The organism is Streptomyces sp. NPDC015346 (genome assembly GCF_043078785.1).
GTDB lineage: Bacteria > Actinomycetota > Actinomycetes > Streptomycetales > Streptomycetaceae > Streptomyces.
This window is the reverse complement of sequence record NZ_JBIBTW010000002.1, coordinates 539,621-563,484: the sequence shown is the minus strand read 5'-3', so window position 1 is coordinate 563,484 and position 23,864 is coordinate 539,621. Positions and strand designations below refer to the sequence as shown.

24 protein-coding genes are annotated in these 23,864 nt (G+C 74.4%); 15 read left to right on the top strand and 9 right to left on the bottom strand.

Annotation, left to right across the window (positions count from 1 at the left end; translation table 11 throughout):
- Window positions 1-61: 61 nt before the first annotated feature.
- From ACF06X_RS08530 to ACF06X_RS08520, 3 genes are all read left to right on the top strand, one after another.
- Window positions 62-385, top strand: a complete 324-nt coding sequence (locus ACF06X_RS08530) for a hypothetical protein (protein WP_392286456.1) — start codon at window positions 62-64, stop codon at window positions 383-385.
- A 270-nt stretch (window positions 386-655) separates the two neighbouring features.
- Complete coding sequence (locus tag ACF06X_RS08525; RefSeq protein ID WP_392286455.1) at window positions 656-1,924, top strand: aminotransferase class I/II-fold pyridoxal phosphate-dependent enzyme; 1,269 nt, start codon at window positions 656-658, stop codon at window positions 1,922-1,924.
- 58 nt (window positions 1,925-1,982) lie between these two features.
- Window positions 1,983-3,080, top strand: a complete 1,098-nt coding sequence (locus ACF06X_RS08520; protein ID WP_392286454.1) for an MBL fold metallo-hydrolase — start codon at window positions 1,983-1,985, stop codon at window positions 3,078-3,080.
- Here the strand turns inward: ACF06X_RS08520 and ACF06X_RS08515 are convergent.
- Window positions 3,060-3,779, bottom strand: a complete 720-nt coding sequence (locus ACF06X_RS08515; protein ID WP_392286453.1) for a DedA family protein — start codon at window positions 3,777-3,779, stop codon at window positions 3,060-3,062. The two genes, ACF06X_RS08520 and ACF06X_RS08515, sit on opposite strands and share 21 nt — an antisense overlap.
- Window positions 3,776-4,549 carry an MBL fold metallo-hydrolase gene (locus tag ACF06X_RS08510; RefSeq protein WP_392286452.1) on the bottom strand — a complete coding sequence of 258 codons (774 nt, stop codon included), beginning with the start codon at window positions 4,547-4,549 and terminating at the stop codon, window positions 3,776-3,778. The genes ACF06X_RS08515 and ACF06X_RS08510 overlap by 4 nt, the downstream gene beginning before the upstream one ends.
- Window positions 4,550-4,906: 357 nt before the next feature.
- Between ACF06X_RS08510 and ACF06X_RS08505 the strand changes: the two genes are divergently transcribed.
- The 7 genes from ACF06X_RS08505 (at window position 4,907) to ACF06X_RS08475 (ending at window position 11,757) form a co-directional block, all read left to right on the top strand.
- Window positions 4,907-5,311 (top strand): hypothetical protein, encoded by a 405-nt coding sequence (locus tag ACF06X_RS08505; RefSeq protein WP_392286451.1) that lies wholly within the window; start codon window positions 4,907-4,909, stop codon window positions 5,309-5,311.
- Between the two features lie 96 nt (window positions 5,312-5,407).
- Complete coding sequence (locus ACF06X_RS08500; RefSeq protein WP_392286450.1) at window positions 5,408-7,567, top strand: phage holin family protein; 2,160 nt, start codon at window positions 5,408-5,410, stop codon at window positions 7,565-7,567.
- Window positions 7,568-7,633: 66 nt separating this feature from the next.
- Entirely contained in the window at window positions 7,634-9,091 is a 1,458-nt protein-coding gene (locus ACF06X_RS08495) for an amino acid permease (protein ID WP_392286449.1), read from the top strand.
- A gap of 66 nt (window positions 9,092-9,157) precedes the next feature.
- The gene (locus ACF06X_RS08490) at window positions 9,158-9,571 is read left to right on the top strand and encodes a hypothetical protein (protein WP_392286448.1); all 414 of its coding nucleotides are present in this window, start codon (window positions 9,158-9,160) and stop codon (window positions 9,569-9,571) included.
- A gap of 54 nt (window positions 9,572-9,625) precedes the next feature.
- On the top strand, window positions 9,626-9,787 hold the full coding sequence (locus ACF06X_RS08485; protein WP_392286447.1) for a hypothetical protein: 162 nt from the start codon (window positions 9,626-9,628) through the stop codon (window positions 9,785-9,787).
- A 97-nt stretch (window positions 9,788-9,884) separates the two neighbouring features.
- Entirely contained in the window at window positions 9,885-11,162 is a 1,278-nt protein-coding gene (locus ACF06X_RS08480; RefSeq protein WP_392286446.1) for a hypothetical protein, read from the top strand.
- A gap of 178 nt (window positions 11,163-11,340) precedes the next feature.
- Window positions 11,341-11,757 carry a hypothetical protein gene (locus ACF06X_RS08475; RefSeq protein ID WP_392286445.1) on the top strand — a complete coding sequence of 139 codons (417 nt, stop codon included), beginning with the start codon at window positions 11,341-11,343 and terminating at the stop codon, window positions 11,755-11,757.
- Here ACF06X_RS08475 and ACF06X_RS08470 read toward each other — a convergent pair.
- Window positions 11,747-12,556 carry a helix-turn-helix domain-containing protein gene (locus ACF06X_RS08470; protein ID WP_392286444.1) on the bottom strand — a complete coding sequence of 270 codons (810 nt, stop codon included), beginning with the start codon at window positions 12,554-12,556 and terminating at the stop codon, window positions 11,747-11,749. The two genes, ACF06X_RS08475 and ACF06X_RS08470, sit on opposite strands and share 11 nt — an antisense overlap.
- Before the next feature lie 92 nt (window positions 12,557-12,648).
- Here ACF06X_RS08470 and ACF06X_RS08465 point away from each other — a divergent pair, with 92 nt between their 5' ends.
- Together ACF06X_RS08465 and ACF06X_RS08460 are read left to right on the top strand one after the other, a co-directional pair.
- Window positions 12,649-12,954 (top strand): 4a-hydroxytetrahydrobiopterin dehydratase, encoded by a 306-nt coding sequence (locus tag ACF06X_RS08465; RefSeq protein ID WP_392286443.1) that lies wholly within the window; start codon window positions 12,649-12,651, stop codon window positions 12,952-12,954.
- Between the two features lie 40 nt (window positions 12,955-12,994).
- Window positions 12,995-13,729 (top strand): class I SAM-dependent methyltransferase, encoded by a 735-nt coding sequence (locus ACF06X_RS08460; RefSeq protein WP_392286893.1) that lies wholly within the window; start codon window positions 12,995-12,997, stop codon window positions 13,727-13,729.
- Here ACF06X_RS08460 and ACF06X_RS08455 read toward each other — a convergent pair.
- Both ACF06X_RS08455 and ACF06X_RS08450 read right to left on the bottom strand, forming a co-directional pair.
- Window positions 13,716-14,243: a hypothetical protein gene (locus ACF06X_RS08455; RefSeq protein WP_392286442.1), complete on the bottom strand. Its 528-nt coding sequence runs from the start codon at window positions 14,241-14,243 to the stop codon at window positions 13,716-13,718. The two genes, ACF06X_RS08460 and ACF06X_RS08455, sit on opposite strands and share 14 nt — an antisense overlap.
- Before the next feature lie 28 nt (window positions 14,244-14,271).
- Window positions 14,272-15,144, bottom strand: a complete 873-nt coding sequence (locus ACF06X_RS08450) for an NmrA family transcriptional regulator (RefSeq protein ID WP_392286441.1) — start codon at window positions 15,142-15,144, stop codon at window positions 14,272-14,274.
- An 82-nt stretch (window positions 15,145-15,226) separates the two neighbouring features.
- Between ACF06X_RS08450 and ACF06X_RS08445 the strand changes: the two genes are divergently transcribed.
- A complete protein-coding gene (locus ACF06X_RS08445) occupies window positions 15,227-16,159 on the top strand; it encodes an AraC family transcriptional regulator (RefSeq protein ID WP_392286440.1) in 933 nt (310 codons plus the stop codon).
- A gap of 94 nt (window positions 16,160-16,253) precedes the next feature.
- Window positions 16,254-17,141, top strand: coding sequence for a class I SAM-dependent methyltransferase (locus ACF06X_RS08440; RefSeq protein ID WP_392286439.1), 888 nt, complete (start codon window positions 16,254-16,256; stop codon window positions 17,139-17,141).
- Window positions 17,142-17,170: 29 nt separating this feature from the next.
- Here ACF06X_RS08440 and ACF06X_RS08435 read toward each other — a convergent pair whose 3' ends face one another.
- Complete coding sequence (locus ACF06X_RS08435; RefSeq protein ID WP_392286438.1) at window positions 17,171-18,217, bottom strand: GlxA family transcriptional regulator; 1,047 nt, start codon at window positions 18,215-18,217, stop codon at window positions 17,171-17,173.
- A gap of 168 nt (window positions 18,218-18,385) precedes the next feature.
- On the opposite strand from ACF06X_RS08435, the gene ACF06X_RS08430 reads away from it, so the two are divergent.
- Window positions 18,386-19,351, top strand: a complete 966-nt coding sequence (locus ACF06X_RS08430; RefSeq protein ID WP_392286437.1) for an NADP-dependent oxidoreductase — start codon at window positions 18,386-18,388, stop codon at window positions 19,349-19,351.
- 97 nt (window positions 19,352-19,448) lie between these two features.
- Here the strand turns inward: ACF06X_RS08430 and ACF06X_RS08425 are convergent, their stop codons facing one another.
- The 3 genes from ACF06X_RS08425 to ACF06X_RS08415 form a co-directional block, all read right to left on the bottom strand.
- A complete protein-coding gene (locus ACF06X_RS08425) occupies window positions 19,449-20,237 on the bottom strand; it encodes an aldo/keto reductase (protein ID WP_392286892.1) in 789 nt (262 codons plus the stop codon).
- 91 nt (window positions 20,238-20,328) lie between these two features.
- Window positions 20,329-21,129, bottom strand: coding sequence for an ABC transporter ATP-binding protein (locus ACF06X_RS08420; RefSeq protein ID WP_392286436.1), 801 nt, complete (start codon window positions 21,127-21,129; stop codon window positions 20,329-20,331).
- Window positions 21,126-23,861: an ATP-binding cassette domain-containing protein gene (locus ACF06X_RS08415; RefSeq protein ID WP_392286435.1), complete on the bottom strand. Its 2,736-nt coding sequence runs from the start codon at window positions 23,859-23,861 to the stop codon at window positions 21,126-21,128. Before ACF06X_RS08415 ends, ACF06X_RS08420 begins: the two co-directional genes overlap by 4 nt.
- Window positions 23,862-23,864 lie beyond the last annotated feature (3 nt).

Here is a 23,864-nt window from a genome sequence, read left to right as displayed (position 1 = left end):
CGTGCCTTTTTCCGTTTCCGCTGTACCGGACCCCCTCACGAAGCGAGGCGTCTCAGTGATCGTGTTCCAAGTCGCTTTCCTGCTGCTCCTGGCCGCCCAGGCCGTACTCGTGCTGCGGCACGGCCGCGGCTGGAGGCTGGAGTCGGCCGTCACCGCCGGATTCGCCCTGGCTTTCCTCCTGCTGCCGCCCGACGGCGGTTGGAACCTGATGGAGACGGCGGTCAGGGTGTACGTGGCGGTGGGCGTCGCCCCCCTCGTCGAAAAGGCCCTCCGCAAGGCCGGCACCCCGCGCAAGGCCCTCGACGACCCGCGCTCGCCGCGTTTCTGGGCGGGGGCGGCGGCGTGTGCGCTGCTGGCCGCCCTGGTCGCGCGCGTTCCGCTCTAGGTCTGGGGGCTGTCCCCTCGCTCACCCGGACGGCCCCCGTCGTGTGCGCCGGAAACGCCGGTCGAGCGGGCGGTCCGGCCCACCCGGGGGCGTCTCCTCGCCACCGTGGTGGGGCGTCCGGTCGACGGGGCCCCGCGCGGACCGGACCACCGTCCACGACGGGCCGGGAGGCGGGGTCGCCGTGTCCCGAAGCGGCGAGCGCGCCCGAACCTTCGTATAAAGGCACTGTGGCGCCGTGCGACGCCCGCCGGTGTTCAGGAGGTGCGGGAGATGGGGCAGACGGGTCCGGAAGGCCGCGGCCCGGTGCGCTACGGGCCGCCCGCTCCCGAGCCGGGGCTGCCCGTGCTGCCGGGACTCGCCGCCGTCCTCGCCGCCGCGGCCGCCCGCACCGCCGCCGAGCCCTCGGGCGGCGGCCCCCTGCTGCGCGAGGCCGCCAGCGGCTACTGGTGGCGCCGCGGCCTGCGCACCCACGCCGAGGACGTGGTCGCCGCGCCCGGCGCCCAGCCGCTCCTGCTCGCCCTGATCGCCGCCCACGGCGGCGACGTCCTCATGCCCCGGCCCTGCCCCGCCTGGTGGACCCCGCAGGCCCGCCTCCTCGGCCGCCCCGCCTACCACGTGCCCACGCCCGCCGAGTGCGGCGGCGTCCCCGACCCGTACGCCCTGCTCGAAACCGTGCGGCGGGTCCGCGCCGAGGGCGGCCACCCCCGGCTGCTGCTGCTCTCGGTCCCCGACGACCCCACCGCCACCCTCGCCCCGCCCGAACTGCTCAGCGAGGCCTGCGAGGCCGCCGTCGCCGAAGGGCTGCACATCGTCAGCGACGAGACCTGGCGCGACGCCCTGCACCGGCCTCACGACACCGTGCTCGTCAGCCCCGCCGAGATGTGCCCCGACGACGTCACCGTCCTGACCGACCTCGCCGGCGCCCTCGCGCCGGCCGCCTGGCCGTGCGCGGTGGCCCGCTTCCCGCCCACCGACCCCTCCCGCGCGGACCGCTGGACCGACCCCCGCGCCCGCACCCTCGACATCCTCACCGCACTCGGCGCCGTCGTCGCGGGCCCGGTCGCCGCCGCCGCGGCGTACGCACTCGACGAACCGGAGGACGTCACCGTACGGGCCGGCCGCGCCGCCTCCCTCCACGCGCGGGTCGCCGCGGCCGCCCACCACGCCGTCCTCACCGCCGGCGCCCTCGCCCTGCCCCCGCAGGCCGGGCGCCACCTCTACGCCGACCTGGGACCGCTGCGGCCGGGGCTCGCCGCACGGGACGTCACCGACTCCCTGGAGCTGGAGAACCACCTCACCCGGCGGCTCGGCACACCGGTCCCCGGCGGACACCGCTTCGGGGACGAACTCGGCGCGCTGCGGGTCCGGTTCGACACCGGCACGCTCCTGGGAACGACCGAGGAGGAGCGGAGCGAGTCCCTCACGTCCCCCGACCCCCTGGAATTGCCGCACGTGGCACGCGCGTTGAGTGCCTTCGGAGCCGCCCTGGAGGAACTCCGCCGGGATCCGGAGGAGTCCGGCACCACGGGGCGCGGCTGAGGAACCCGAGCACCCGACGACCCGACCCGCGTCCACCACGTCAGGACGGAGCCCGCAGATGACGGAACAGACGGAACGCGCCTCCCGCGACACCCCCGCCGCGCCGTCCCCCGCGCCGTCCGCCGTGCCGTCCGCCGTGCCGCCCACCGTGCCGCCCACCGTGCCGTTCGGGCCCCCGCCGTCGGACGGGGGAGGGCTCCAGCCCGTCGGCAGGATCCGGAACGACTGGCCGCGCTCCTTCGCCGACCGGCTCACCGCACCGCTCCCCGGCCTGCGCGCCATGGCCCGGCTCGCCCGGGAGGGCGCCGTACGCCCCGGCCCCGAGGGCCTGCGCGACATCCCGCTGCTGCCGTTCGCGCCCGGCCCGCTGCCCCCGGCCGGGCCCGGGACCCTCGCCGTCACCTGGGCGGGCCACGCCAGCTGGGTCCTCCGCGTCGGCGGCCTCACCGTCCTCACCGACCCCGTCTGGTCCCGCCGGATCCTCGGCACCCCCGCCCGGATCACCCCGGTCGGCGTGCGCTGGGAGGACCTCCCGCCCGTCGACGCGGTCGTCATCAGCCACAACCACTTCGACCACCTCGACGCCCCCACCCTCAAGCGGCTGCCGCAGGACACCCCGGTCTTCGTCCCCGCCGGACTCGGCCGCTGGTTCACCCGCCGCCGGTTCGCCCGGGTGACCGAGCTCGACTGGTGGGAGGCGGCCGAACTCGACGGCGTACGCTTCGAGTTCGTCCCCGCCCACCACTGGTCCAAGCGGACTCTCCGGGACACCTGCCGTTCGCTGTGGGGAGGCTGGGTCCTGACCGACCCGGCCGACCGGAAGGTGTACTTCGCCGGGGACACCGGCTACGGCCACTGGTTCGCCGAGATCGGCCGCCGCCACCCCCGTATCGACCTGGCCCTGCTGCCGATCGGCGCGTACGAGCCGCGCTGGTGGCTCAGCGACGTGCACACCGATCCCGAGGAGGCCGTCCGCGCCTTCCAGGACCTGGGGGCGCGACGGATGGCACCGATGCACTGGGCGACCTTCGTGCTGTCCTCGGAGCCGGTCCTCGAACCCCTGACCCGGGTCAGGGCCGCCTGGAGCCGCGCCGGCCTGCCCCGCGAGGACCTCTGGGACCTCCCGGTGGGCGCCTCAAGGGTGCTGGCCCCGTGAGGCCGCGCCCTGACGGGCACTCCGCCGCGCTTTCCGCCTCGCTTTCCGCCGGGGTTTCCGCCGTGCCCTCCGGGCGCCCCCGGCCTCCCGCAGCCGACGCCACACCCCCGGCCCCCCACTGATCAGCACCGTCAGGACCACCGCCGCCACCACGCCCTGCCACGGCTCGGGGAACAGCGAGCCGCCCACGATCCCGATCAGCTGGTACGTCGCCGCCCACGCCAGGCACGCCGGTACGTCCCCGCGCAGGAACCGGCGCAGCGGCATGCCCGACAGCAGGCACGCCAGCATCACCGGGATCCGCCCCGCCGGCACCAGCCGGGACAGGACGAGCACCGACACCTGACGGGCCTCCAGCTTCGCCCGCGCCTGCGCGAGCCGGTCGGGCGTGACCCGGCGGCGCAGCGCCGCCAGCCACCGGGAGCCGTTCTTCGAACGGATCCCGCGCTGCCCCAGCCAGTACAGCGCCGCGTCGCCCAGGAGCGCGGCGAAGGCCGCCACCAGGAACACGAACAACAGCGCCCAGGGGGCCGTCTGATGGAACGCGACGACGGCCGCCGAGCTGACGATCGCCCCGGTCGGCACCACCGGCACCAGCGCGCCCAGTGCCACCAGGAGGAACAGCGAGGGGTAGCCGACGGCCTGCTGCGTCGACTCGGGCGGCAGGTCCCCCACCGCCCTCACCAGCCCGTCGATCACCGGGAGACCTCGGGCCGCACCCGCTCGCCGTGGCCGAGCAGGTGCACCACCACCTTCGGCGCGAGCCGCGCCGCGTGCCGCACGAACTCGTCGCCGGGGGAGTGGAATTCGTGCGGGCGCACCCCGTCCATCCCGATCGGCCAGTACGTGCCGTAGTGCACCGGCACGGCCGCCGCGGGGGAGAGCGCCGCGAGCGCCCGCGCCGCCCGCCCCGCGTCCAGATGACCGTGTCCCAGATACGGCCCCCAGCCGCCCACCGGGAGCAGCGTCACGTCCACCGGCCCGACCGCCTCCGCCATTCCGTCGAAGAGACCGGTGTCCCCGGCGAAGTACGTCCGCGCCTCGCCCTCCACGACGTACCCGAGCGCGGGGGAGCGGTGCGGCCCCACCGGCAGCCGGCGGCCGTCGTGGAGCGCCGGCACGGCCCGTACCGTCACGCCCTCCACGCTCACCTCGTCCCCCGGACCCATCTCGGTCACCCGCAGCCCCTGCCCGCCGAGCCGCCGCAGCCCCGGTACGGAGCGGGGCGCGCCGCGCGGCACGAGGAGCCGGGTGCCGGGGGCGAGCCGGGCGAGCGAGGGCAGATGGAGATGGTCCGCGTGCAGATGGGAGACGAGCACCGCCTCGGCGACCGCGGCCTCCGCCGGCGGCGGTGCGCCGCGCCGCCGCCTCAGATGCGCGAGCCGGCGCGCGAAGAGCGGATCGGTCAGGAACCGGACCCCGGAGTCCTCGACCGTGCAGGTGGCATGACCCCACCAGGTGACCTCCACCGCACCGCCGTCCTTCCATCGAACCGAGGGGACTGGTACCGAGGGTAGATGTCCACGGCGGGTGACGCGGGGCGTCCGCGGCGGGTCGCGGGGGTAGCCATCCGTCAGCAAGGGGATGGGAGCCGCGGTGAGCACGAGGGGAATGAGGGGAACGGGCGCGAGGGGCGCGAGGGGCTCGTGGGGCATACGGGGCGCGTGGGGCACGGTCTGGAACGCGGCGCAGTGTCCGCGGTGCGGGGGTGTCCTGGCCGTCACCCAGGACGGCTGGAGGATCTGCCACACCTGCGGATACTCCTCGCCGCCGTGACCCCGGGGCGCGCCCTCCTCGACCGCCGCCGTTCGGAGTAGGGTCGGGCCATGGACGACGTTCGGGTGGCGGCGATCGCCAGCCTCACCCCGCTCGAGGAACTCGACAGCGACCCCTTCCTGGTCGACACGCGCAGCCAGCACGCGATGTGCGCCCGCTGGGCCCACGACAAGGGGTACGTCGTGACCAGGCAGCTGCTCTTCTACGGGATCCGGCCCGACCACGACGCGCTCTGGGCGGACGTGGACGCCGGGCACGTCGACCTCTTCGTCGCCCCCAACGAGCGGGTCCTGGCACGGGCCTTGACCGATGTGCCGGGTTTCTTCGCCGAGTGCGAACGCCGAGGCGTACGGCTGGAGACCGCGGGCCTCGACGAACCGTCGTACGACGCGGCGGCGAAGGCCGACGTCCATCGCCGGCTCTCCATGCCCACCGCCGGCTACGACGGCTGTTAGCCGCCCGGGGGAGGGCAACGCCCTGTCGAGGGCCCCCGGCCCCGGCGGGCGTTGTGCCACGCTTGAGGCAGGTGACGGGCGAAAGGTGAACCAGGCGTGGGTGACGGGCGATGGCGTACCGCCGGCCGTTGGCGGACCGCGGGCAGCGCCCTGGCGCGGGTGATCGTGGTCTGGGCCGTGTCGACCCTCACCATGCTGGCCCTGGCCGGGTTGCTGCCCGACTTCCAGCTCCAGTCCACCGACGGCGACAGCATCACCCGTACCGCCCTCACGGCGGCCTGGGGCGCCGGCGCGTTCGGTCTGCTCGGCGCGCTGGTGTGGCCCGTGATCGTGCGGGCGCTGCTGCTCGTACCGGCCCTGGTGCTCGGCCTGTTGGTCTTCTTCCTCAACGGCTCGCTGCTGCTTCTCGCGCTCTGGCTCATCCCCGACGGGCGCGGCGCCGCCGACCCCGAGACCGCCGTCGTGGTCGCCGCCGTGATGTCCGCCGTCGCCTCCGCCACCTCCACCGCGCTCGCCGTGCGCGACGACGAGGCCTACCGCCGCCGCCTCTACCGGCTCGCCGACCGCAAGCGGCCCCGGCGCGTCACCGGCGGCGCGGAGCCCGTCCACGGCACCGTCTTCCTGCAACTGGACGGCGTCGGACACCAGGTGCTGCGCGACGCCGTCGCCGACGGGCTGATGCCGACCGTCGCCGACTGGCTCGGCACCACCCACCGGCTCACCCCCTGGCGTACCGACTGGTCCAGCCAGACCGGCGCCAGCCAGCTCGGCATCCTGCACGGCTCCAACGAGGACGTGCCGGCCTTCCGCTGGTACGAGAAGGACACCGGCCGGCTGATGGTCAGCAACCGGCCCGCGAGCGCCGTCGAACTCCAGCGGCGGGCCATCGAACGCACGGGTGACGGCGGGCTGCTGACCTTCGACGGCGCCTCCCGCGGCAACCTGTTCAGCGGCGGCGCCGACCAGCTCGCCCTGGTCCTGTCGATGGCCGCCCGGCGCGGTCGGCGCAACCGCTCGCGCGCCGGCTACTTCGCCTACTTCTCCGATCCCGCCAACGCCGTCCGCACCGCCGGGTCGTTCGTCGCCGAGGCGGCCCGGGAGATGGTCCAGTCGACCCGGTCCCGGCTGCGCGGGGACACCCCGAGGGTCTCGCGCGGCGGCGCCTACCCCTTCATCCGGGCCTTCGCCACGGTCGTGGAGCGCGATGTCGTCGTCGCCGCGGTGATCGGGGACATGCTGGCGGGGCGGACCGCCGTCTACGCCGACCTCGTCGCCTACGACGAGGTGGCGCACCACTCCGGCCCGCACGGCCGGGACACCGACCAGGTCCTCGCGCGCCTGGACCGCTCGATCGCGCTGATCGCGAAGGTCGCCGAGCACGCGCCCCGCCCGTACCGGATCGTGCTCCTCTCCGACCACGGCCAGAGCCCCGGCGAGACCTTCGAGTCGGCGTACGGCCTGACCCTCAAGGACCTGGTCCGGGCCGGCTGCGGCCTGCCCGTGCCGCGCCGGGTGCGGCGCACTCCCAGCGGTTCGGAGGCCAGGGACGCGGCCCGCGACGCGCTGCGCAGCGCCCTGCACCGTCCGGTGGACGCCGAGGACGAGTGGGCGGCGGAGGGCGCGCCGGGCGGGGGGCCGGCCGTCCGGCCCTCCGAGCCGGTGGTGCTGGCCTCCGGGAACCTGGGCCTGATCTCCTTCCCCGATGTGCCCCACCGGGTGACCCGCGAGGAGATCGACCGCCGCCACCCCGCTCTCCTGCGCACCCTCGCCAACCATCCGGGCATCGGCTTCCTGCTCGTGGCGAGCGCCGAGCACGGGTCGGTGGTGCTGGGGCGGGACGGGGCCGAGGTGCCGGTCGCCGAACTCGCCGAGACGGGGCCGCTCGGGCCGCTCGCGGTCTTCGGGCCGGGCGCGGCGGACGCGGTGCGGCGCACGGACGGATTCCCGCACGTCGCCGACATCATGGTCAACTCGATGTACGACCCGGCGACCGGCACGGTGCACGCCTTCGAGGAGCAGATCGGCTCGCACGGCGGCCTCGGCGGGGAGCAGTCGTACCCCTTCCTGCTGTGGCCGGTGGACCTGTCCGTCCCTCCCGCCGGTCTGGTGGGTGCCGAGCAGGTGCACCGCGTGCTGCGGCGGTGGCTGAGGGAGTGCGCGGGCCCGCAGATCCCGGTGGAGATTTCCCCGCCGACAGCCGATCCGGAAGCACTTCTTCCGGTTGATGGCCCCGTCGTGCCGGACAAAAGCGGCTGATTTGGTGGCGCGTCTCGTATCCCGGACCATGTTCGGGTTTGTACGACGGAAGGCGCACCACCCCCCATGAGCAAGGCCGCAACTCCAGACGACATGAAGCCCGCCCGGCGGTTCGGCCTGCCGGTCGCCACCGCCCTGGTCATGGGCAACATCATCGGCGGCGGAATCTTCCTGCTGCCCGCCTCCGTCGCCCCCTACGGCACCATCAGCCTCGTCGCCTTCGGCGTCCTCACCCTCGGGGCGATCGCCCTGGCCCTCGTCTTCGGCCGCCTCGCCCGACGCCACCCGCTGACCGGCGGTCCCTACGTCTACGCCCGCGAGGCCTTCGGCGACTTCGCCGGATTCCTCGCCGCGTGGTCGTACTGGATCACCACCTGGGTCTCCAACGCGGCCCTGGCCGTCGCCGCCGTCGGCTACCTCGACGTCCTCGTCCCCGTCCACGGGTCGACGACCGCCACCATCGCCGCCGCGCTGGCCCTCCAGTGGCTGCCGGCCCTCGCCAACCTCGCCGGTACCCGGTACGTCGGCGCCGTGCAGCTCGTCGCGACCGTCCTGAAGTTCGTCCCCCTCCTGCTGGTCGCCGTGGGCGGACTGTTCTTCTTCGACAGCGCCAACCTCGGACCCTTCCAGGCCGACGGCGGCAGCCCCCTCGGCGCGATATCCGCCTCCGCCGCGATCCTGCTCTTCAGCTACCTCGGGGTCGAGTCGGCGGCCGTCAGCGCCGGAGAGGTCAGCGACCCACGGCGCAACGTCGGCCGGGCCACCGTCCTCGGCACCCTCGGCGCCGCCACCCTCTACCTCCTCGGCACCCTCGCCGTCTTCGGCACCGTCGCCCACGACCGGCTCATCGACTCCGGCGCGCCCTTCTCGGACGCCGTGAACGTCATGTTCGGCGGCTCCTGGGGTGGGACCGCCGTCGCCTGCATGGCCCTCGTCTCCATGGTCGGCGCGCTCAACGGCTGGACGCTGCTCAGCGCCCAGACCCCCTACGCGGCTGCGCGGGACGGCCTCTTCCCGAAGGCCTTCGCGCACAAGCGGCGCGGGGTCCCGACGGTCGGCGTCGTCGTGACCGTCGTCCTCGCCTCGCTGCTGACCGTCTACAACTACACGGCCGGCACCCAGGGCGTCTTCGAGATCCTGGTCCTCGTCACCACCTTCACCGCCACCGTGCCCTACCTCCTGTCGACCGCCGCGCAGATCTACTTCCTGCTCTCCGGCCGGACCGAGCGCGTCCACCGCGCCCGCCTGATCCGCGACGCGGTCCTGGCCTTCGCCGCCTTCGCCTTCTCGATGTGGCTGGTGGCGGGATCCGGCTACGCGGCCGTCTACCAGGGTGTGCTGTTCCTCTTCGCCGGTGTGCTCGTGTACGCGTGGATGGCGGCCCGCAAGGTACGGGCGACGGCCACGGCGACGGCGGCGGCGGCGACGGCCACGGCGGTGGCGACGGCGACGGCCACGGCGGTGGCGGTGGAGGCGGCGACCGAGGACGCACCCGAGCCGGTGAATTCGGGCCTGCCCGCGTAGGCCGCCCGGGCGGATCCGGGGCCGCCTGCGGCAAGGCGTGCCCGTCACGGGGCAGTACGCATTCTCATGAGCCCCGCGCCCGTCCCCGCGCACCGCGCCGAACTCCCCGTCCCCGTGGACGGGCCGGTGCGCGGGCCGTCCACGGCCGCGACCGGGATCGTCGGTCGGGCGCGGCGCGGTGTCGTCGTCCTCGGACTGGTGCTCGCCGCGCTGTTCGGGGTCTGCGCGGGAGGCGCCGGCCCGGCCGGCGCCGAGGCCAGGCCACCCGCCGCGAGCACGGCGCCCGAACCCGTCGGCGAGAGCCAGGAGGTCGCCGAGACCGAGGCCACGCCGCCCGGCCGGGCCCGGCCCCGCTACCGGGGCGTCCGCCCCCGGGCCGCGCGCCGCGCACCGGCCCCCGCCCGGCCGCCGGCCGGAGCCCCCGCCTCCGTACCGCGCCCGCGGAACGACGCCCACCGGTGCGTGGTGATGCGCTGCTGAGAGGCCGAAGCCTCTCCCAGCCCCCCCACCCCCACGCACCCGAGGAGCTTCGCCATGCCCGTCGACCCCTTCGCCGTACTCAACGCCATGCTGCGCGCCGAGGCCGCCCGCCACGACCGGACCGCCCACGCCACGGAGGCCGAGCCCGAACGCACCCGGGCCAAGGAGAGCCCGTCCGAGGCCGCGCCCACCCGGGAGGACGCCGCCGGCCGCTGAAAGTTCCTGGTGCCCGCCGTCGTGCCTTCGTCCGGATCTTTGGCAGACTTCCCGTGCCCGGCGGTGAACGCCGGAACTGGACCGAGGAGCGGCAGCGTTGAGCGTCACCATCGAAGGACAGATAGACCTCGCGGGACCGGTGGGCAAGCTGCTCCACCGGCGCCCGCTGAAGAACACCACCGTCATGCAGTCGTTCGGCATCGACCCGGTCTCGGGCGACATCTTCGTCCTCCAGCCCATGTCGGGCGGCATCCAGCTCACCGGTGAGCCGGCGGCCGTCGACTACCCCACGCGCATCGAGCACGGGGACCTGTGCGTCACCCGCCTGAACCCGGCGGGCGCCATCACCGGCTACATGTACCTGCGCGGCTTCGGCCACGGAGTCGGCATGGGCCTGGAGAACCGGGCCGGCGTCATCCGCCTGTGGACCGAGACGGCGTCCGTGCCCAACGGTTCGAAGAAGGGCTTCGGAACGGCGGTCACCAGCTTCGAGTTCCGTTCCGGCACCGTCCTCGACCACGGCTCCCCGCTGCACACCCCGCCGTACCGGCCCGGGGCGGGCGCCCTCTTCGTCACCTGCACCATCGACCGCAGCGCGAGCGAGCTGGTGCTCCGCTTCCAACTCGACGGGAAGATGTACTTCGAGCGGTACGACCTGGCCAAGGCGTCGGCCGGCGTGTGGGAGCCGATCCAGCGCATTCCCCACCCCGACCAGAAGGGCTGGTTCCAGGGGTACACCTCCCACAGCGGTGTCCTGTACATGCTCTCCGGCATGCCCATCCACCCCGACTACCCCGAGAACCCGCCGCCGGGCAACACCTATCTGACGGCCGTCGACTGGACCACCGGCGCCATCCTGGACCAGCGGCTGTGCGTGGCCGCCCCCGGCCTCGAGTACCGCGAGCCCGAGGGCATGACCGTCGCGCTGCGCGACGGCGTCCCGCACCTCTACTTCGGCTTCGCCTGCGAGGAACCCGGCCCGCGCACCTGCACCATCCTGATGCTGTCGGCGGCGCCGGAGATCGACGGCGTGAAGGTCCTCACCGACTGGCAGCCCCTCACCCTCGCGGCCGGTGTCACCGCCGACCAGAACGCCCCCAGGGGACGGCTCGTCAGCATCGCCGGCACCACGACGCTCCAGCTCAGCGGCGGCGTCAAGGGCACCTTCGCCGCCGACGCCGCCATCGCCACCCTGCCGGACTCCCTGACCCCGAGCATGCCCGCCCGCGCGAACGTGCCCCGGAACAACACCGGCGGCCAGTGCGTCGCCCGCCTGGAGGCCGGCACCGACCGGCAGCTGCGGCTCTTCGGCGGACGTGACACCAACGTCATCACCTGGGCCCAGCTGGACAGTTTCAGCAGCGTCTGGCGCTGACCGCCACCCCGGCGGCGCCCGCTGTCCCGCACGACCGCTCACCCGCATGACCTCGGACGTAATCGACCCGCCGCACGCGCGGCGGCATCGTGGTGTCCACCGGAACTCGGCCGGCGCACTCCGGCCGAGCTCCGGCCCCACCACCAGCGCGAACGTCCCCCATGGAGGGTGATCCGTCATGTCCCAGGCCCTGCTCGCCGGTCTCTCCCGCACCACCCAGCCGCAGTCGATGGTGCGCCGGTTCCTCGCCCTCGACGCCGTCGTGACCGGCGGCAACGGGCTTGCCTACGTCGCCGCCTCCGGCCCCCTCGGCGAGCTGCTCGGCGTCGACTCCGGGCTGCTGTTCGGACTCGGCCTCTTCCTCACCGCGTTCGCCGCCGGAGTCGGCCGGCTCGCGAGCCGCCCGCGCCCCTCCGCCCTCGGGGTGAAGCTCGTCGTCGACGCCAACATCCTCTGGGCCGTGCTCAGCGTCGTCGCCCTCGTCGCCTGGCTGGAGCCCACCACCGCCGGACTGCTGTGGACCCCGATGCAGGCCGCCACCGTCGCCGGCTTCGCCGGACTGCAGTGGGCGGCGCTGCGGGCCGCTACCCCTTGAGGGACCGCAGATACGCGACCGTCGCCGGGTCGGCCGGGAGGAACGTCTCGATGGCCAGCTCGGCGACCGTCACGTCCATCGGCGTGTTGAACGTCGAGATCGACGACACGAACGACAGCACCCGCCCGTCGTGCTCGATCCGCATCGGCAGCGCGAAGTACGGATACGGCTCCGGGTCCTCCCGGTCGCCCGGCTCCCCGGTCGCCTCCGGCAGCGGGTACGCGGCGACCTCCTCGTACAGCTCGCGCAGCGCCTCCGAGCGGGCCAGCGCGATCTGACGCTCCATCTGGGCCAGCAGGTGCCCGCGCCACTCGCGCAGGTTCCGGATCCTCGGCGCCAGACCCTCCGGGTGCAGCGTGATCCGCATCGCGTTCATCGGAGGGGTGAGCAGATGGTCCGGAACCCCCGTGAGCAGCATGCCGATGCTCTCGTTGGCCGCCACCACCGTGTACGAACCGTCCACGACGAGCGCCGGATACGGGTCGTATCCGGCGAGCAGCTGCTCGATCCCCTCCCGCAGGGTGTCGAGGCGGGGGTCGTCGAGCGTCGACTCCGTGAACCGAGGGGCGTATCCGGCCGCCAGCAGCAGCGCGTTCCGCTCCCGTACCGGTACGTCCAGCTGCTCGGCGAGGCGCAGGACCATGTCCTCGCTGGGCCGTGAGCGGCCCGTCTCCACGAACGAGATGTGCCGGGCGGAGGAATCGGCGCGCAGCGCCAGCTCCAACTGGCTCAGCCGCCGCCGCTCGCGCCAGCCGCGCAGCAGCGGCCCCACCCCCGTACCGGTCGCCACAGTTGTCATGGTCAGACGGTATCCCAGGTGTCGAGCCGGGTATCGAGCTGTGGAGCGCCGTATCGTCACCGTCAGCAACCCCGACCGGAGGGAGTACGGACGTGCCCACGGAGCCGCTGTCGCAGAAGGAGATCGAGGACCGGCTGAGGGAGCTCCCCGGCTGGTCCCTCACGGGCGACCGGATCGCCCGCACCTACCGGCTCGGCGACCACTTCGCCGCCACCGCGCTCGTCGTCCACGTGGCCGGGATCCAGCAGGAGCTGGACCACCACTCGGACCTGACGCTCGGTTACAACACCGTCTCGCTCGCCGTGAACACCCACTCCGCCGGAGACGCGGTCACCGAGAAGGACTTCGAGCTCGCCGAACGCGTGGAGGCCATCGCCCCGGCCCACGGCGCCAGTTGATCCCCGTGGGGCCCGTACCATCTGCCGGGTGACGGAGACCCTGCTGGACTACGACGCCGAGGCGGACCGCTACGACGAGACCCGTGGCGGCGTGCCCCGGGCGGCCGCCGCGGCCGAGGCCGTGCTGCGCCTGGTCCCGCCCGGCGCCCGCACCCTCCTCGACCTGGCCTGCGGCACGGGCCTGGTCACCGAGCGGCTCACCCGCGACGGACTGCGGGTGTACGGCGCCGACGCGTCGTACGGCATGGCCCGCAGGGCCGGGGAGCGGATCCCCGGCCGGGTCGCCCTTGCCGACGCCCGCCGGCTGCCCCTGCCGGACGCCGCCGTCGACGCGGTGAGCGCGGTCTGGCTGCTCCATCTCGTCCCGTTCGTGGACGAGATCGTCGCCGAGGCGGCCCGCGTCCTGCGCCCCGGAGGCACCCTCGTCGTGACCGTCGACAAGGACGCGGCCCACGACGTCGGCAGCGACATCGACCGTGTCCTCGCCCCCCACCGCTCGCACGCACGCGCCTCCGACCGGGCCGACCGGGTGGCGGCGTACGCGGCCGCCCACGGCCTGGAGCCCGCCGCCGGCGCCCACTTCACCGGCCACGGCCAGGGCGGCACACCGCGCCGCACGGCCCAGAAGCTGCGCAGCGGCTACTTCGCCTCCTGGTTCCACGGCGGACCGGACACGATCGACACGCTCGCCGCTGAGCTCGCCGCCCTGCCGGACCAGGATCGCCGCCGTGACGACCCCCGGTACCGGCTGGTGTCCTACGTCAGGCGCGGCTGAACTCCATCACCCAGTTCGTCACCCAGTCGCCACCGGCGGCGGGCGCGAACGCCTGCTCCCAGCGGGCCGTGGTGGACGAGATGTCCGACCAGCGGAAGCGGACCCGGACATCCTTCCCCTCGTAGGTGTCGACCCCCTGGAACTCGCCCGTACCGTCCTCGGCGAACCGACCGCGGACCGGCGGGTCGAGCCGTCCCGTACGGCTGTTGGACCAGTTGAGCGTCCACTCGCCGGTCTCCGGCTCGTACAGCCGCAGGGTCAGCCCCCGGAACCCCTTCGACGGGAAGACGATCTCGTCGACATGGGCACGGCCGTCCCAGAAGAGCCGGCCCGTGGTGTGCCCGTCGAACTCCTCCCAGCCGCTGTCCGGGTCGAGGTGGTCGGTGAGTCTGCGGTTGCGGACGGTCCACTGTCCGTCGAGGAAGCCGAAACCGAAGTCCGAACCGGAGCCGGAGCTGTAGCCGGAGTCGGAGTCGGAGTCGTCGGCCGTGGGGGACTTCTCTGCGTGAGTCATGGCCGGATTGTAGGAGCGCCCACTGACATCACGCGTCCGTCACCACCCGGCCCCATGCCTCGGCGGCGAAGGCCGTGAAGTCCCGCGGCTCGCGGCCCAGTACGCGCCTCACCCCGTCCGTCACCGACGCGTTGTGGCCGTCGAGCAACATGGCGAACAGCGCCGAGAGCCAGCGGGCCTCAGGATCCGGAAGCCCGAACCGCCCCAGCAGGGCGGCGTATTCGCTCTCGCTCATCGGCACGTACGCCACCTCGCGGCCGGACGCGCGGGAGATCTCCGCCGCCACCTCCGCGAAGGTCAGCAGTCGCGGTCCGGTCAGCTCGTGCACCAGGCCCGCGTGCCCGTCCGCCGTCAGCGTCTCGACGATCACGTCCGCCAGGTCGTCGGCGTCGACGAACGGCTCGGCCGTCCCGCCCGCCGGAAACGCGATCGTGCCCGCCGCGACGCCCTCCGCCATCGCGCCCTCCGTGAAGTTCTGCGTGAAGAACGCGGCCCGTACGACGGCCAGTTCGGCGCCCGATCCACGCAGCGCCTCCTCCGCCCGGACCGCCTCCGGCTCGCCGCGCCCGGACAGCAGCGTCAGCCGCCGCACGCCGTTCGCGGCCGCCAGCTCACCGAAGGTCCGCATGGTCTCGGCCGCGCCCGGCGCGGCGAGGTCCGGGTAGTAATTCACATATGCGGCGTCCGCACCCCGCAGCGCGGGCGCCCAGGTCCCGCCGTCCTCCCAGTCGAACCGGGTCGTGCCGGTACGGGACCCGGCCCGGACCGTCGCGCCGCGCTCTGCGAGCCGCCCGGCCACGCGCCGCCCGGTCTTGCCGGTGGCGCCCGTCACCAGGACCGTGAGCGTGTCGGCCTTCGTGTGCGTGAGCGTGCCGGTCTTCGTGTTCGTGTTCGTCGTCATGCCCTCAGACTCGCGGGCGGCGGGCCCGCTTCCCATGCTCCACAGGCTCACTCCCATACGCCTGCGTCTACGCTTCCCACCCATGGACGCTCTCGCCGGACTCCTCGACGGACCGCGGGCCAAAGGGGCCTTCCTCCTCCGGATGGTCATGGAGCCGCCGTGGTCCGTCCGGATCGAGGACCGGGCGCCCCTCTGCCTGATGTGCGTCACCGAGGGCGAGGCCTGGATCGTCCCCGACCGGGGCGCCGCCGTCCCGCTGCGCCCCGGCGACATCGCGATATCCCGCGGCCCGGAGCCGTACACCGTCGCCCACCGTGCCGACGCCCCGCCGCACGCCGTGATCGGCCCCGGCGGCGTCTGCACCACCCTCAGCGGCGAACCGCTCGCCGAGTCCATGCACCTGGGCGTGCGGACCTGGGGCAACGCCGTCGACGGATCCACCACCGTGCTCGTCGGCACCTACCCGATGGACGGCGAGGTCGGCCGGCGTCTGCTCGACGCCCTGCCGCCCCTGCTGCACCTGCCCGCCGAGGTGTGGAACTGCCCCCTCATGCCCTTCCTCGGCGAGGAGATATCCCGCGACGAACCCGGGCAGAGCGTCGTCCTCGACCGGGTCCTCGACCTGCTCCTGATCGCCGCGGTCCGCGCCTGGTTCTCCCGGCCGGGCGCGCGGGCCCCCGCCTGGTACCGCGCCCTGGCCGACCCCGTCGTCGGCCGCGCCCTGCGCCTCCTCCAGAACGACCCCGCCCACCCCTGGACGGTCGCCTCGCTCGCCGCGGCCGCGGGCGCGTCGCGGGCCGGGCTCGCCCGGCGGTTCACCGAACTCGTGGGGGAGCCCCCGATGACGTATCTCACCGGCCGGCGGCTGGCGCTCGCCGCGGACCTGCTGCGGGAGACCGACGCCACCGTCGAGTCCGTGGCCCGCCGGGTCGGCTACAGCAGCGCCTTCGCGCTCAGCGCCTCCTTCAAGCGGGTACGGGGCATCAGCCCGCAGGAGCACCGCACCCGCCTCTGAACGCGGAAGGCCACCCCGGATCCGACCGGCCGAAAATTTGCCGGAACGGCAAGAGTGTTCGCCGTTCCGGCCCGTTCTGCCGCACGCTGTCCCCATGAGCCAACACCACCGTCACCACCACGACCACGACGACGACGGCGCCCACATGGACTGGGCCCAGATGGCCACACTCCTGGAGAGCCAGGCCGAGGTCGAGAGCCCCCTCTACGCCGAGGCGGCCGACTGGCTGGCCACCCTCGTCCCGGCCGTCGGCGTCCGCCGGATCCTGGACGTCGGCAGCGGGCCCGGCGTCCTGACCTCCCTCCTCGCGGAGGCCTTCCCGGCCGCCGAGGCCGTCGCCGTCGACGGCACCGCGCCGCTCCTGGAACGCGCCCGCGCCCGGGCCGAGGCCCGCGGGCTCGGCGACCGCGTCTCCACCCTGCACGCCGAACTCCCCGACGCCATCGGCGATCTGGGCGAGGCGGACCTCATCTGGGCCGGCAACTCCCTGCACCACATCGGCGACCAGCGGGCCGCGCTCGCCGCCTTCGCCGAGCGGCTGCGGCCCGGCGGACTGATGGTCCTGATCGAGGGCGGACTGCCCGGCCGCCACCTGCCGTGGAACCAGGGCATCGGCCGCCCCGGCCTGGAGGCCCGGCTCGACGTGCTCAACTCGGAGCGGTTCGGGCGGATGCGGGCGGGTCTGCCCGACGCCAAGGAGGAGGTCGACGACTGGCGCGCGCTGCTCCGGGCCGCCGGACTCACCCCGGCCGGCACCCGCACCTTCCTGGCCGACGCCCCCGCGCCCGTGTCGCCGGTCGTGCGGGAGCAGGTCGTCGCCCACTTCGAGCGGCACCGCGCCGTCTGCGACGACCAGCTCGCGGACGACGACCGCGCTGCCCTTGACCGGCTCCTCGACCCGGCCGAGCCGCTCTCGGTGCACCGGCGGGACGACCTCTTCCGGCTCGTCGCCCGCACGGTCCACACCGCGCGCAAGGGATAGCACCCGACGCCGGCCGGTCGGCCCCTCCGTCAGCGCGCCGCCGTGGCGGCCGTTGTGGCGGCCGTCGTCCGGCCGGCCTTCGCGGGGCCGTCCGTCGTCCGGTGGAAGGTGCGGCGATAGGCGGCCGGGGAGACGCCGACCAGCGCCCGCATGTGCTGGCGCAGCGAATTGCCGCTGCCGAAACCGGTACGGTCCGCGATGTGATCTACCGTCAGGTCACTGGTCTCCAGCAACTGCTTCGCCAGCTCCACCCGTTGGGCGGTCAGCCACTGTCCCGGAGTCGTACCGGCCTCGTCGCGGAAACGGCGCGTGAAGGTCCGTACGCTCATCCCGGCGTGTCCCGCGAGCTCGGCCAGGGTCAGGGGCCGCTCCAGCCGCCCCAGCGCCCACGCGCGGGTCGGCGCCGTCGTGGCCGAGGACGGCGCCGGGACCGGACGCTCGATGTACTGCGCCTGGCCGCCGTCCCGCCACGGCGGCACGACACAGCGCCGGGCGACCTGGTTGGCCGTGGCGCTGCCGTGGTCCTTCCGTACCAGGTGCAGACAGAGATCGACTCCGGCGGCCGCCCCCGCCGAGGTCAGCACGTCGCCGTCGTCCACGAAGAGCACGTCCTCGTCGAGCCGGACGCGCGGGAAGAGCGACCGGAAGTGCGCGGCCTCCCACCAGTGGGTGGTGGCGCGGCGCCCGTCCAGCAGACCGGCCGCCGCGAGGGCGTACGCGCCGGTGCAGATGGAGACCGTCCGCGTGCCGGGCCGGACGAGCCTCAGCGCCGCCGCCGTCGGCCCGGTGGCCAGCGAGCCGTCCTCCGCGAGCGCCCGCAGCTCATGCGTCGGGGGTACGACGACGGTGTCGGCCTCGCCGAGGATCTCCGGGCCGTGCGCGGCCACCAGGGAGAACCCGTCGGAGGTGCGGACCGGCCCGCCGTCGAGGGTGCAGACGCGCACCTCGTAGAGGGGCGAGCCGTCCTCGGTGAGCGCGGAGCCGAAGATCCGCGACGGAATGCCCAGCTCGAAGGGGATCACACCGTCCAGCGCGAGGACGGCGACCCGGTGGACGGGAGGCGCGGAAGAGGACATGGCCGGATTCTGTCACACCATGGCCATCTGGCCAGTACCGGCGGTCCTGCCTCTCCCGGAGGGTGGGTGGGACCCGGAACCACCGGCACTCACCGGCACTCCCCGGCACCCATTCGGCAGGACCCACCGGCAACCGCCACAGCACCCCTCGCACAGGAGCGCACCCTCATGAACGACACGCCCACCGCCGCCCCCGCCACCATGCGCGCGATCACCGCCGCCGAGTGGGGCGGACCCGAGGTCCTCACCGAGACCCGGGTGGCGCGCCCCGAACCCGGCCCGACCGAGATCCTCGTCCGGGTCCACGCGGCCGGCCTGAACCCGGTCGACTGGAAGTCCCGCGCCACCGGCGGCTTCGGCGGCTGGGCCGGGCAGCCGGTCCTCGGCTGGGACGTCTCCGGAGTCGTCGAGGCAGTCGGACTCGGCGTCACGCTCTACGCGCCCGGCGACGAGGTCTTCGGCATGCCGAGGTTCCCCGCCCCGGCGGGCGGATACGCCGAGTACGTCACAGGACCGGCCCGTCACTTCGCCCGCAAGCCCGCCGCCCTCGACCACGTCCGGGCCGCGGCCCTCCCGCTGGCCGGCCTCACCGCCTGGCAGTCCCTCGTCGGCACCGCGGGCCTGCGCCCCGGCCAACGGGTCCTGGTCCACGCGGCGGCCGGCGGCGTCGGGCACCTCGCCGTCCAGATCGCCAAGGCCAGGGGGGCCTACGTGCTGGGCACCGCGAGCGCCGCCAAGCACGACTTCCTGCGCACGCTCGGCGTCGACGAGCCGATCGACTACACGGCGGTGGACTTCGCCGAGACCGTACGGGACGTGGACGTCGTCCTGGACTGCTACGGCGGCGACGACTACGGGACGCGCTCGCTGGCGGTGCTGCGCGAGGGCGGCACGCTGGTGACCCTGCCGTCGCCGGACGCCGTGCCGGCGACGGAGCGCGGGATCCGTACCGGCTTCACCCTCGTCGAGCCGGACTACGCAGGGCTGCTCGCCCTGGCGGAGTTGGTGGAGACGGGACGGCTGCGGCCGGAGGTGGAGACCGTCCTGCCGCTGGCGGAGGCGGCGAAGGCGCACCGGCTCGGCGAGTCGGGCCGGACGCGCGGAAAGATCGTCCTGACGGTCGGGGACGCCTGACCGAGCGCGCGAAGAAGGGCGCCGGCCCCCGCTCCGAGCGGGGGCCGGCGCCCTTTCCGCCGGGGCGCTTCTGTGTGGGCCGGGCTCCGGCTCGCGCTCAGGCGCCGAACTCGGCCGGGTTCGGGCCGAGGCGCCGGTTCTCGTCGAGGGCGGCGATGCCCGCCATGTCCTCGTCGTCGAGCTCGAAGCCGAAGACGTCGATGTTCTCCCGGATACGGGAGGGAGTCACCGACTTCGGGATGACCACGTTCCCGATCTGCAGGTGCCAGCGCAGCACCACCTGGGCCGGGGTCCGTCCGTGCTTCTGGGCGATGGCGACGACCGCCGGGACCTCCAGGAGCCCCTTGCCCTGCCCCAGCGGCGACCAGGCCTCCGTCGCGATGCCGTGCCGGGCGTGGGCCTCGCGCGAGGCCTGCTGCTGGAGGTGGGGGTGGAGCTCGATCTGGTTGACGGCGGGCACGATCGAGGTCTCCTCGATCAGCCGGTCCAGGTGCTCCGGAAGGAAGTTGGAGACACCGATGGCCTTGGCGCGGCCGTCGGCGTAGATCTTCTCGAACGCCCGGTAGGTGTCGACGTAGGCGTCCTTGGCCGGCACCGGCCAGTGGATCAGGTACAGATCGACGTAGTCCAGGCCCAGCTTGGCGAGGGAGGCGTCGAAGGCGCGCAGGGTCGAGTCGTAACCCTGCTCGCTGTTCCAGAGCTTGGTGGTGACGAAGAGCTCGTCGCGGGGGATGCCGGAGGCGGTGACCGCCCGGCCGGTGCCCGTCTCGTTCTCGTAGATCGCGGCGGTGTCGATGGAGCGGTAGCCCGCCTCCAGAGCCGTGGTCACCGCCTCCGTCGCCTCGTCGTCCGGCACCTGCCAGACACCGAAGCCGAGCTGCGGCATCGCCACGCCGTTGTTCAGGGTGAGGGAAGGGACCTTGTTGTCCGTGCTCACGTGCGGTCGATCCTAACGTCGTCGGGTGGTACTCCCAGGGTCAACGATCGGAGGGGGGATCGCATTCCGCCGTGCCGGTTCCGCCGTGCCGAGATACGCCGTGTGATTCCGCCGTGCCGAGATGCGCCGTGCCGAGATACGCCGCGCGCACGGCGGGGTCGGCGCGGACCTCGGCGGCCGTCCCCTCGGCCAGGACCCGGCCGAGGTCCAGGACCACGACGCGCGAGCACAGCTCCATGACGAACGCCACATTGTGCTCGACGAGCAGCACCGCGCACTCCTCCTCGTCGGCCGTGTGCCGTACCACGGCGGCGAGTTGGCGACGCTCCTCGGCGGTCATGCCGGAGGCCGGCTCGTCGAGGAGGAGCACGCGCGGCGGATCGGCGAGGGCGCGGGCCAGCTCGACCATGCGGGCCTGCCCGACGGGGAGCGCGCCGGCGTAGGAGCGCGCGAGCCCGTCGAGCCCGCACTCGCGGAGCACGGCGGCGGCCCGCTCCCGGTGGCGGGGCGCGCCCGGCCGCCAGTCCTGGGCGACGACCAGATTGTCGGTCACCGTCAACTGCCCGAAGGGCTGCTGGCGTTGGAAGGTGCGGCGGATGCCGTGGCGGGCCCGCCATACGGGGGAGCGGCGTGTGATGTCCGTACCGGCGAGTGTGACGACGCCCGCGTCCGGCCGGCGGATCCCGGACAGGACGTCGAAGAGGGTGGTCTTGCCGGCGCCGTTCGGGCCGATGAGCCCGCAGATCTCACCGGGCCTGACCTCGATCGTCACGTCCCGCAGTGCCTGGACGCCGCCGAAGCGGACGCCGATCCCGGCCGCGCGGAGCACCCCACTCGTCATCGTCCGGCCCCCCTTCCCAGATAGGCCTCGGTCAGCCGGTCCGTGTCCACCTCGGAGCGCGGGCCGCACCATGTGATCCGGCCCTGCGAGAGGTACGCGACGGTGTCGGCGGTGCCGAGCACCTCGGCCGCCTTCTCCTCGACCAGGAGCAGCGCGGCCCCGCGCGCCCGCAGCTCGGCGAGGAGGCGGAAGACGTCCTCCGCCACGCGCGGCGCGAGCCCCAGGGACGGCTCGTCGGCGACGAGGACGGTGGGCGGCCGCTGGAGGAGCGGGGCGAGGGCGAGCAGCTGCTGCTCGCCGCCGGAGAGGGAGCCGGCGGGGACGGTACGGCGGGCGGCGAGCGCGGGGAAGCGGGTGTAGACGGCGTCCCGGTCGGCGGCCGCCGGCAGCTGGAGGGACAGGTTCTCCTCGATGGTGAGCCCCGCGAAGACACCCCGGCCCTCGGGAGCCAGCCGCACGCCCCGGCGCGCCCGCGCCACGGCCGTGTCCCGGCCGGCCTCCCGCCCGAGGACGCGCACTCCGCCGGCCGTGGGCCGCAGCAGCCCGGCGGCCACCTGGCACAGCGTCGACTTCCCGGCCCCGTTGGGCCCGAGCAGCACCAGCACCTCCCCGGCCCGCAGGACGAGATCCACGCCGTTCAGCACCGGCGCGCCGCCGTACCCGGCCCGGACGCCCTGCAACTCCAGCGCGGCGGTCGGACGTGCCTCCAAGGACGGGGGCGGTGGCGCGGCCGCCGGGGCCGGGACGACGGCGGCGTCCGTCGCGCCCCCGGGCGCCGAAGGCCCCGCGGCCGAAGCCCCGCCCGTCCCGCCCCCGCCCGCCGCCGCCCGGCGTGCCGCCCGGCGGGACGGCCACGCCGCGCAGTACCCGTCCGGGTCGTTCGCGAGCGCCAGACCGGCCAGGCCGAAGAGGATCACCGGCAGGTGCGCGGAATCCGTGACGTACTGCGCCATCAGATGCGGGACCACCGCGAAGACCAGCCCCGCCACCACCGCGAACTGGGGCCTGCGCACCCCCGCCGCCACCACGACCGCCAGCCACACGAGACCCGTCATCGCCGTGAAGTCCGTCGCCGTGATCCGGGTGTTGTACGAGGCGAGGAGCACGCCCCCGAACCCCGCGAGCCCCGCCGAGACCGTGAAGACCAGCAGCTTCGTCCGTACCACCGACACCCCCGACGCGGCCGCGGCCTCCGGCGCCGAGCGGACCGCCAGCACCGCCCGGCCCCACCGGGAGCCGCGCAGCCAGGTGAGGAGCCACACCACCGCCCCGCAGAGCACTACCAGCGCCACCCCCAACGCCCGGTCGTCGCCCAGGTCCAGCGGACCGAGGACCGGGCGCGGGATCTCCCATCCGGTGTCCCCGTTGCGCAGCCACCCCATCTGGAAGAGCACCTGGTCGGCGAGGAAGGCGAGGGCGAGCGTGGCCAGGGCCAGCGACCTGCCCCCCAGCCGCAGCGCGGGCAGTGCCACCACCGCCCCGAGCAGCGCCGCCGCGGCCGTGCCGGCCACCGCCGCGGCGGCGAACGGCCAGCCGCGGCTCATCAGCAGGCCGGCCACGAGGGCCGCGCAGGTCACGAACGTCGCCTGGGCGAGCGACACCATCGCACCGATTCCCGTGACCACCGTGAACGACATGAGCACGAGCCCGAGCGCGAGCCCCTGGGCCAGGATCCCGCTCCAGAACGGCGTGGTGACGGTGTAGAACGCCGTACCGAGCAGCACGCCGGCCGCCGCCCACGCGCCCCACCGGCGCCCCCACCCCTTCCCGGCCAGGTAGTCGGCCGGCGGCGGGTCCGCCGCCGCCGTCCCCGCCGCCCGGCGGCGCCGCGCCAGGACGACGAGACCGGCGAAGAGGATGAGGAACGGCACCGCCGTACGGAAGCCGGTGACGCCCTCAGCGAACGAGGCGTACCCCGCCACCAGGTTCTGCAGCACCCCGAGCCCGAGGCCGCCCGCGAACGCCAGCGGCACCGAGGCGAAGCGCCCGAGCACCGCGGCCGTCGCGGAGACGAAGAGGAAGAGGGTGTAGTCGTGGGCGGACAGGCCGAGGAGCGGGGTCGCGAGGACGCCGGCGAGCCCCGCGAGACCCGAGGACAGCATCCACGCGATCGAGGACAACCGGTCCGCGCTGATGCCCCGCAGCTCCACGAGCGAGCGGTTGTCGACGGCCGCCCGCAGGAGCAGCCCGAGCCGCGTGTGCCGCATCAGGACCCACAGCCCGGCCGCCACCAGCGCCGTCACGACCCAGGTGATCAACTGGTCGGAGTCGACGCCCACCCCGTCCACCGGCTGCCAGGACACCGCCGGGCTCGGCCCGACACCCGGCAGCCCGAACTGGTTCTCGGCCGGCTGGACCGGAGCTCCGGCCCGCTCCAGGAGCTCGACCACCCACAGCCCGGCCGCGGGCAGGGCGACGAGGAGACCGATCGTCGCCACGATCTGCGCCGTCTCGCCGACCCGGGCCAGCTTCCGGAACATCAGCCGGTCCAGGCCCCAGCCGAGGCCGGGCGCGACGACGAGGACGAGCAGCAGCGCCGTGGGCACGGCCGGCCAGCCGAAGCCGGAGTGCAGCTCGTAGAAGGCGAGGGCGCACAGATAGGCGGTGGCCCCGTGCGCGAAGTTGAAGAGCCCGGAGGCGGAGTACGACAGGACGAGCCCGGTCGCGAGCAGCGCGTACAGCGCGCCCGACACCAGACCGCTCAGGACGAACCCCAGCAGGTCACCACCCACGAC

Coding starts and splice junctions, on each gene's coding strand:
- ACF06X_RS08450 (WP_392286441.1), bottom strand. CDS start 15,144: ATGACGACGAACACGAACACGAAGACCGGCACGCTCACGCACACGAAG.
- ACF06X_RS08525 (WP_392286455.1), top strand. CDS start 656: ATGGGGCAGACGGGTCCGGAAGGCCGCGGCCCGGTGCGCTACGGGCCG.
- ACF06X_RS08470 (WP_392286444.1), bottom strand. CDS start 12,556: ATGACAACTGTGGCGACCGGTACGGGGGTGGGGCCGCTGCTGCGCGGC.
- ACF06X_RS08425 (WP_392286892.1), bottom strand. CDS start 20,237: ATGCCGCAGCTCGGCTTCGGTGTCTGGCAGGTGCCGGACGACGAGGCG.
- ACF06X_RS08430 (WP_392286437.1), top strand. CDS start 18,386: ATGAACGACACGCCCACCGCCGCCCCCGCCACCATGCGCGCGATCACC.
- ACF06X_RS08490 (WP_392286448.1), top strand. CDS start 9,158: ATGAGCCCCGCGCCCGTCCCCGCGCACCGCGCCGAACTCCCCGTCCCC.
- ACF06X_RS08445 (WP_392286440.1), top strand. CDS start 15,227: ATGGACGCTCTCGCCGGACTCCTCGACGGACCGCGGGCCAAAGGGGCC.
- ACF06X_RS08440 (WP_392286439.1), top strand. CDS start 16,254: ATGAGCCAACACCACCGTCACCACCACGACCACGACGACGACGGCGCC.
- ACF06X_RS08435 (WP_392286438.1), bottom strand. CDS start 18,217: ATGTCCTCTTCCGCGCCTCCCGTCCACCGGGTCGCCGTCCTCGCGCTG.
- ACF06X_RS08485 (WP_392286447.1), top strand. CDS start 9,626: ATGCCCGTCGACCCCTTCGCCGTACTCAACGCCATGCTGCGCGCCGAG.
- ACF06X_RS08475 (WP_392286445.1), top strand. CDS start 11,341: ATGTCCCAGGCCCTGCTCGCCGGTCTCTCCCGCACCACCCAGCCGCAG.
- ACF06X_RS08420 (WP_392286436.1), bottom strand. CDS start 21,129: ATGACGAGTGGGGTGCTCCGCGCGGCCGGGATCGGCGTCCGCTTCGGC.
- ACF06X_RS08455 (WP_392286442.1), bottom strand. CDS start 14,243: ATGACTCACGCAGAGAAGTCCCCCACGGCCGACGACTCCGACTCCGAC.
- ACF06X_RS08505 (WP_392286451.1), top strand. CDS start 4,907: ATGGACGACGTTCGGGTGGCGGCGATCGCCAGCCTCACCCCGCTCGAG.
- ACF06X_RS08495 (WP_392286449.1), top strand. CDS start 7,634: ATGAGCAAGGCCGCAACTCCAGACGACATGAAGCCCGCCCGGCGGTTC.
- ACF06X_RS08520 (WP_392286454.1), top strand. CDS start 1,983: ATGACGGAACAGACGGAACGCGCCTCCCGCGACACCCCCGCCGCGCCG.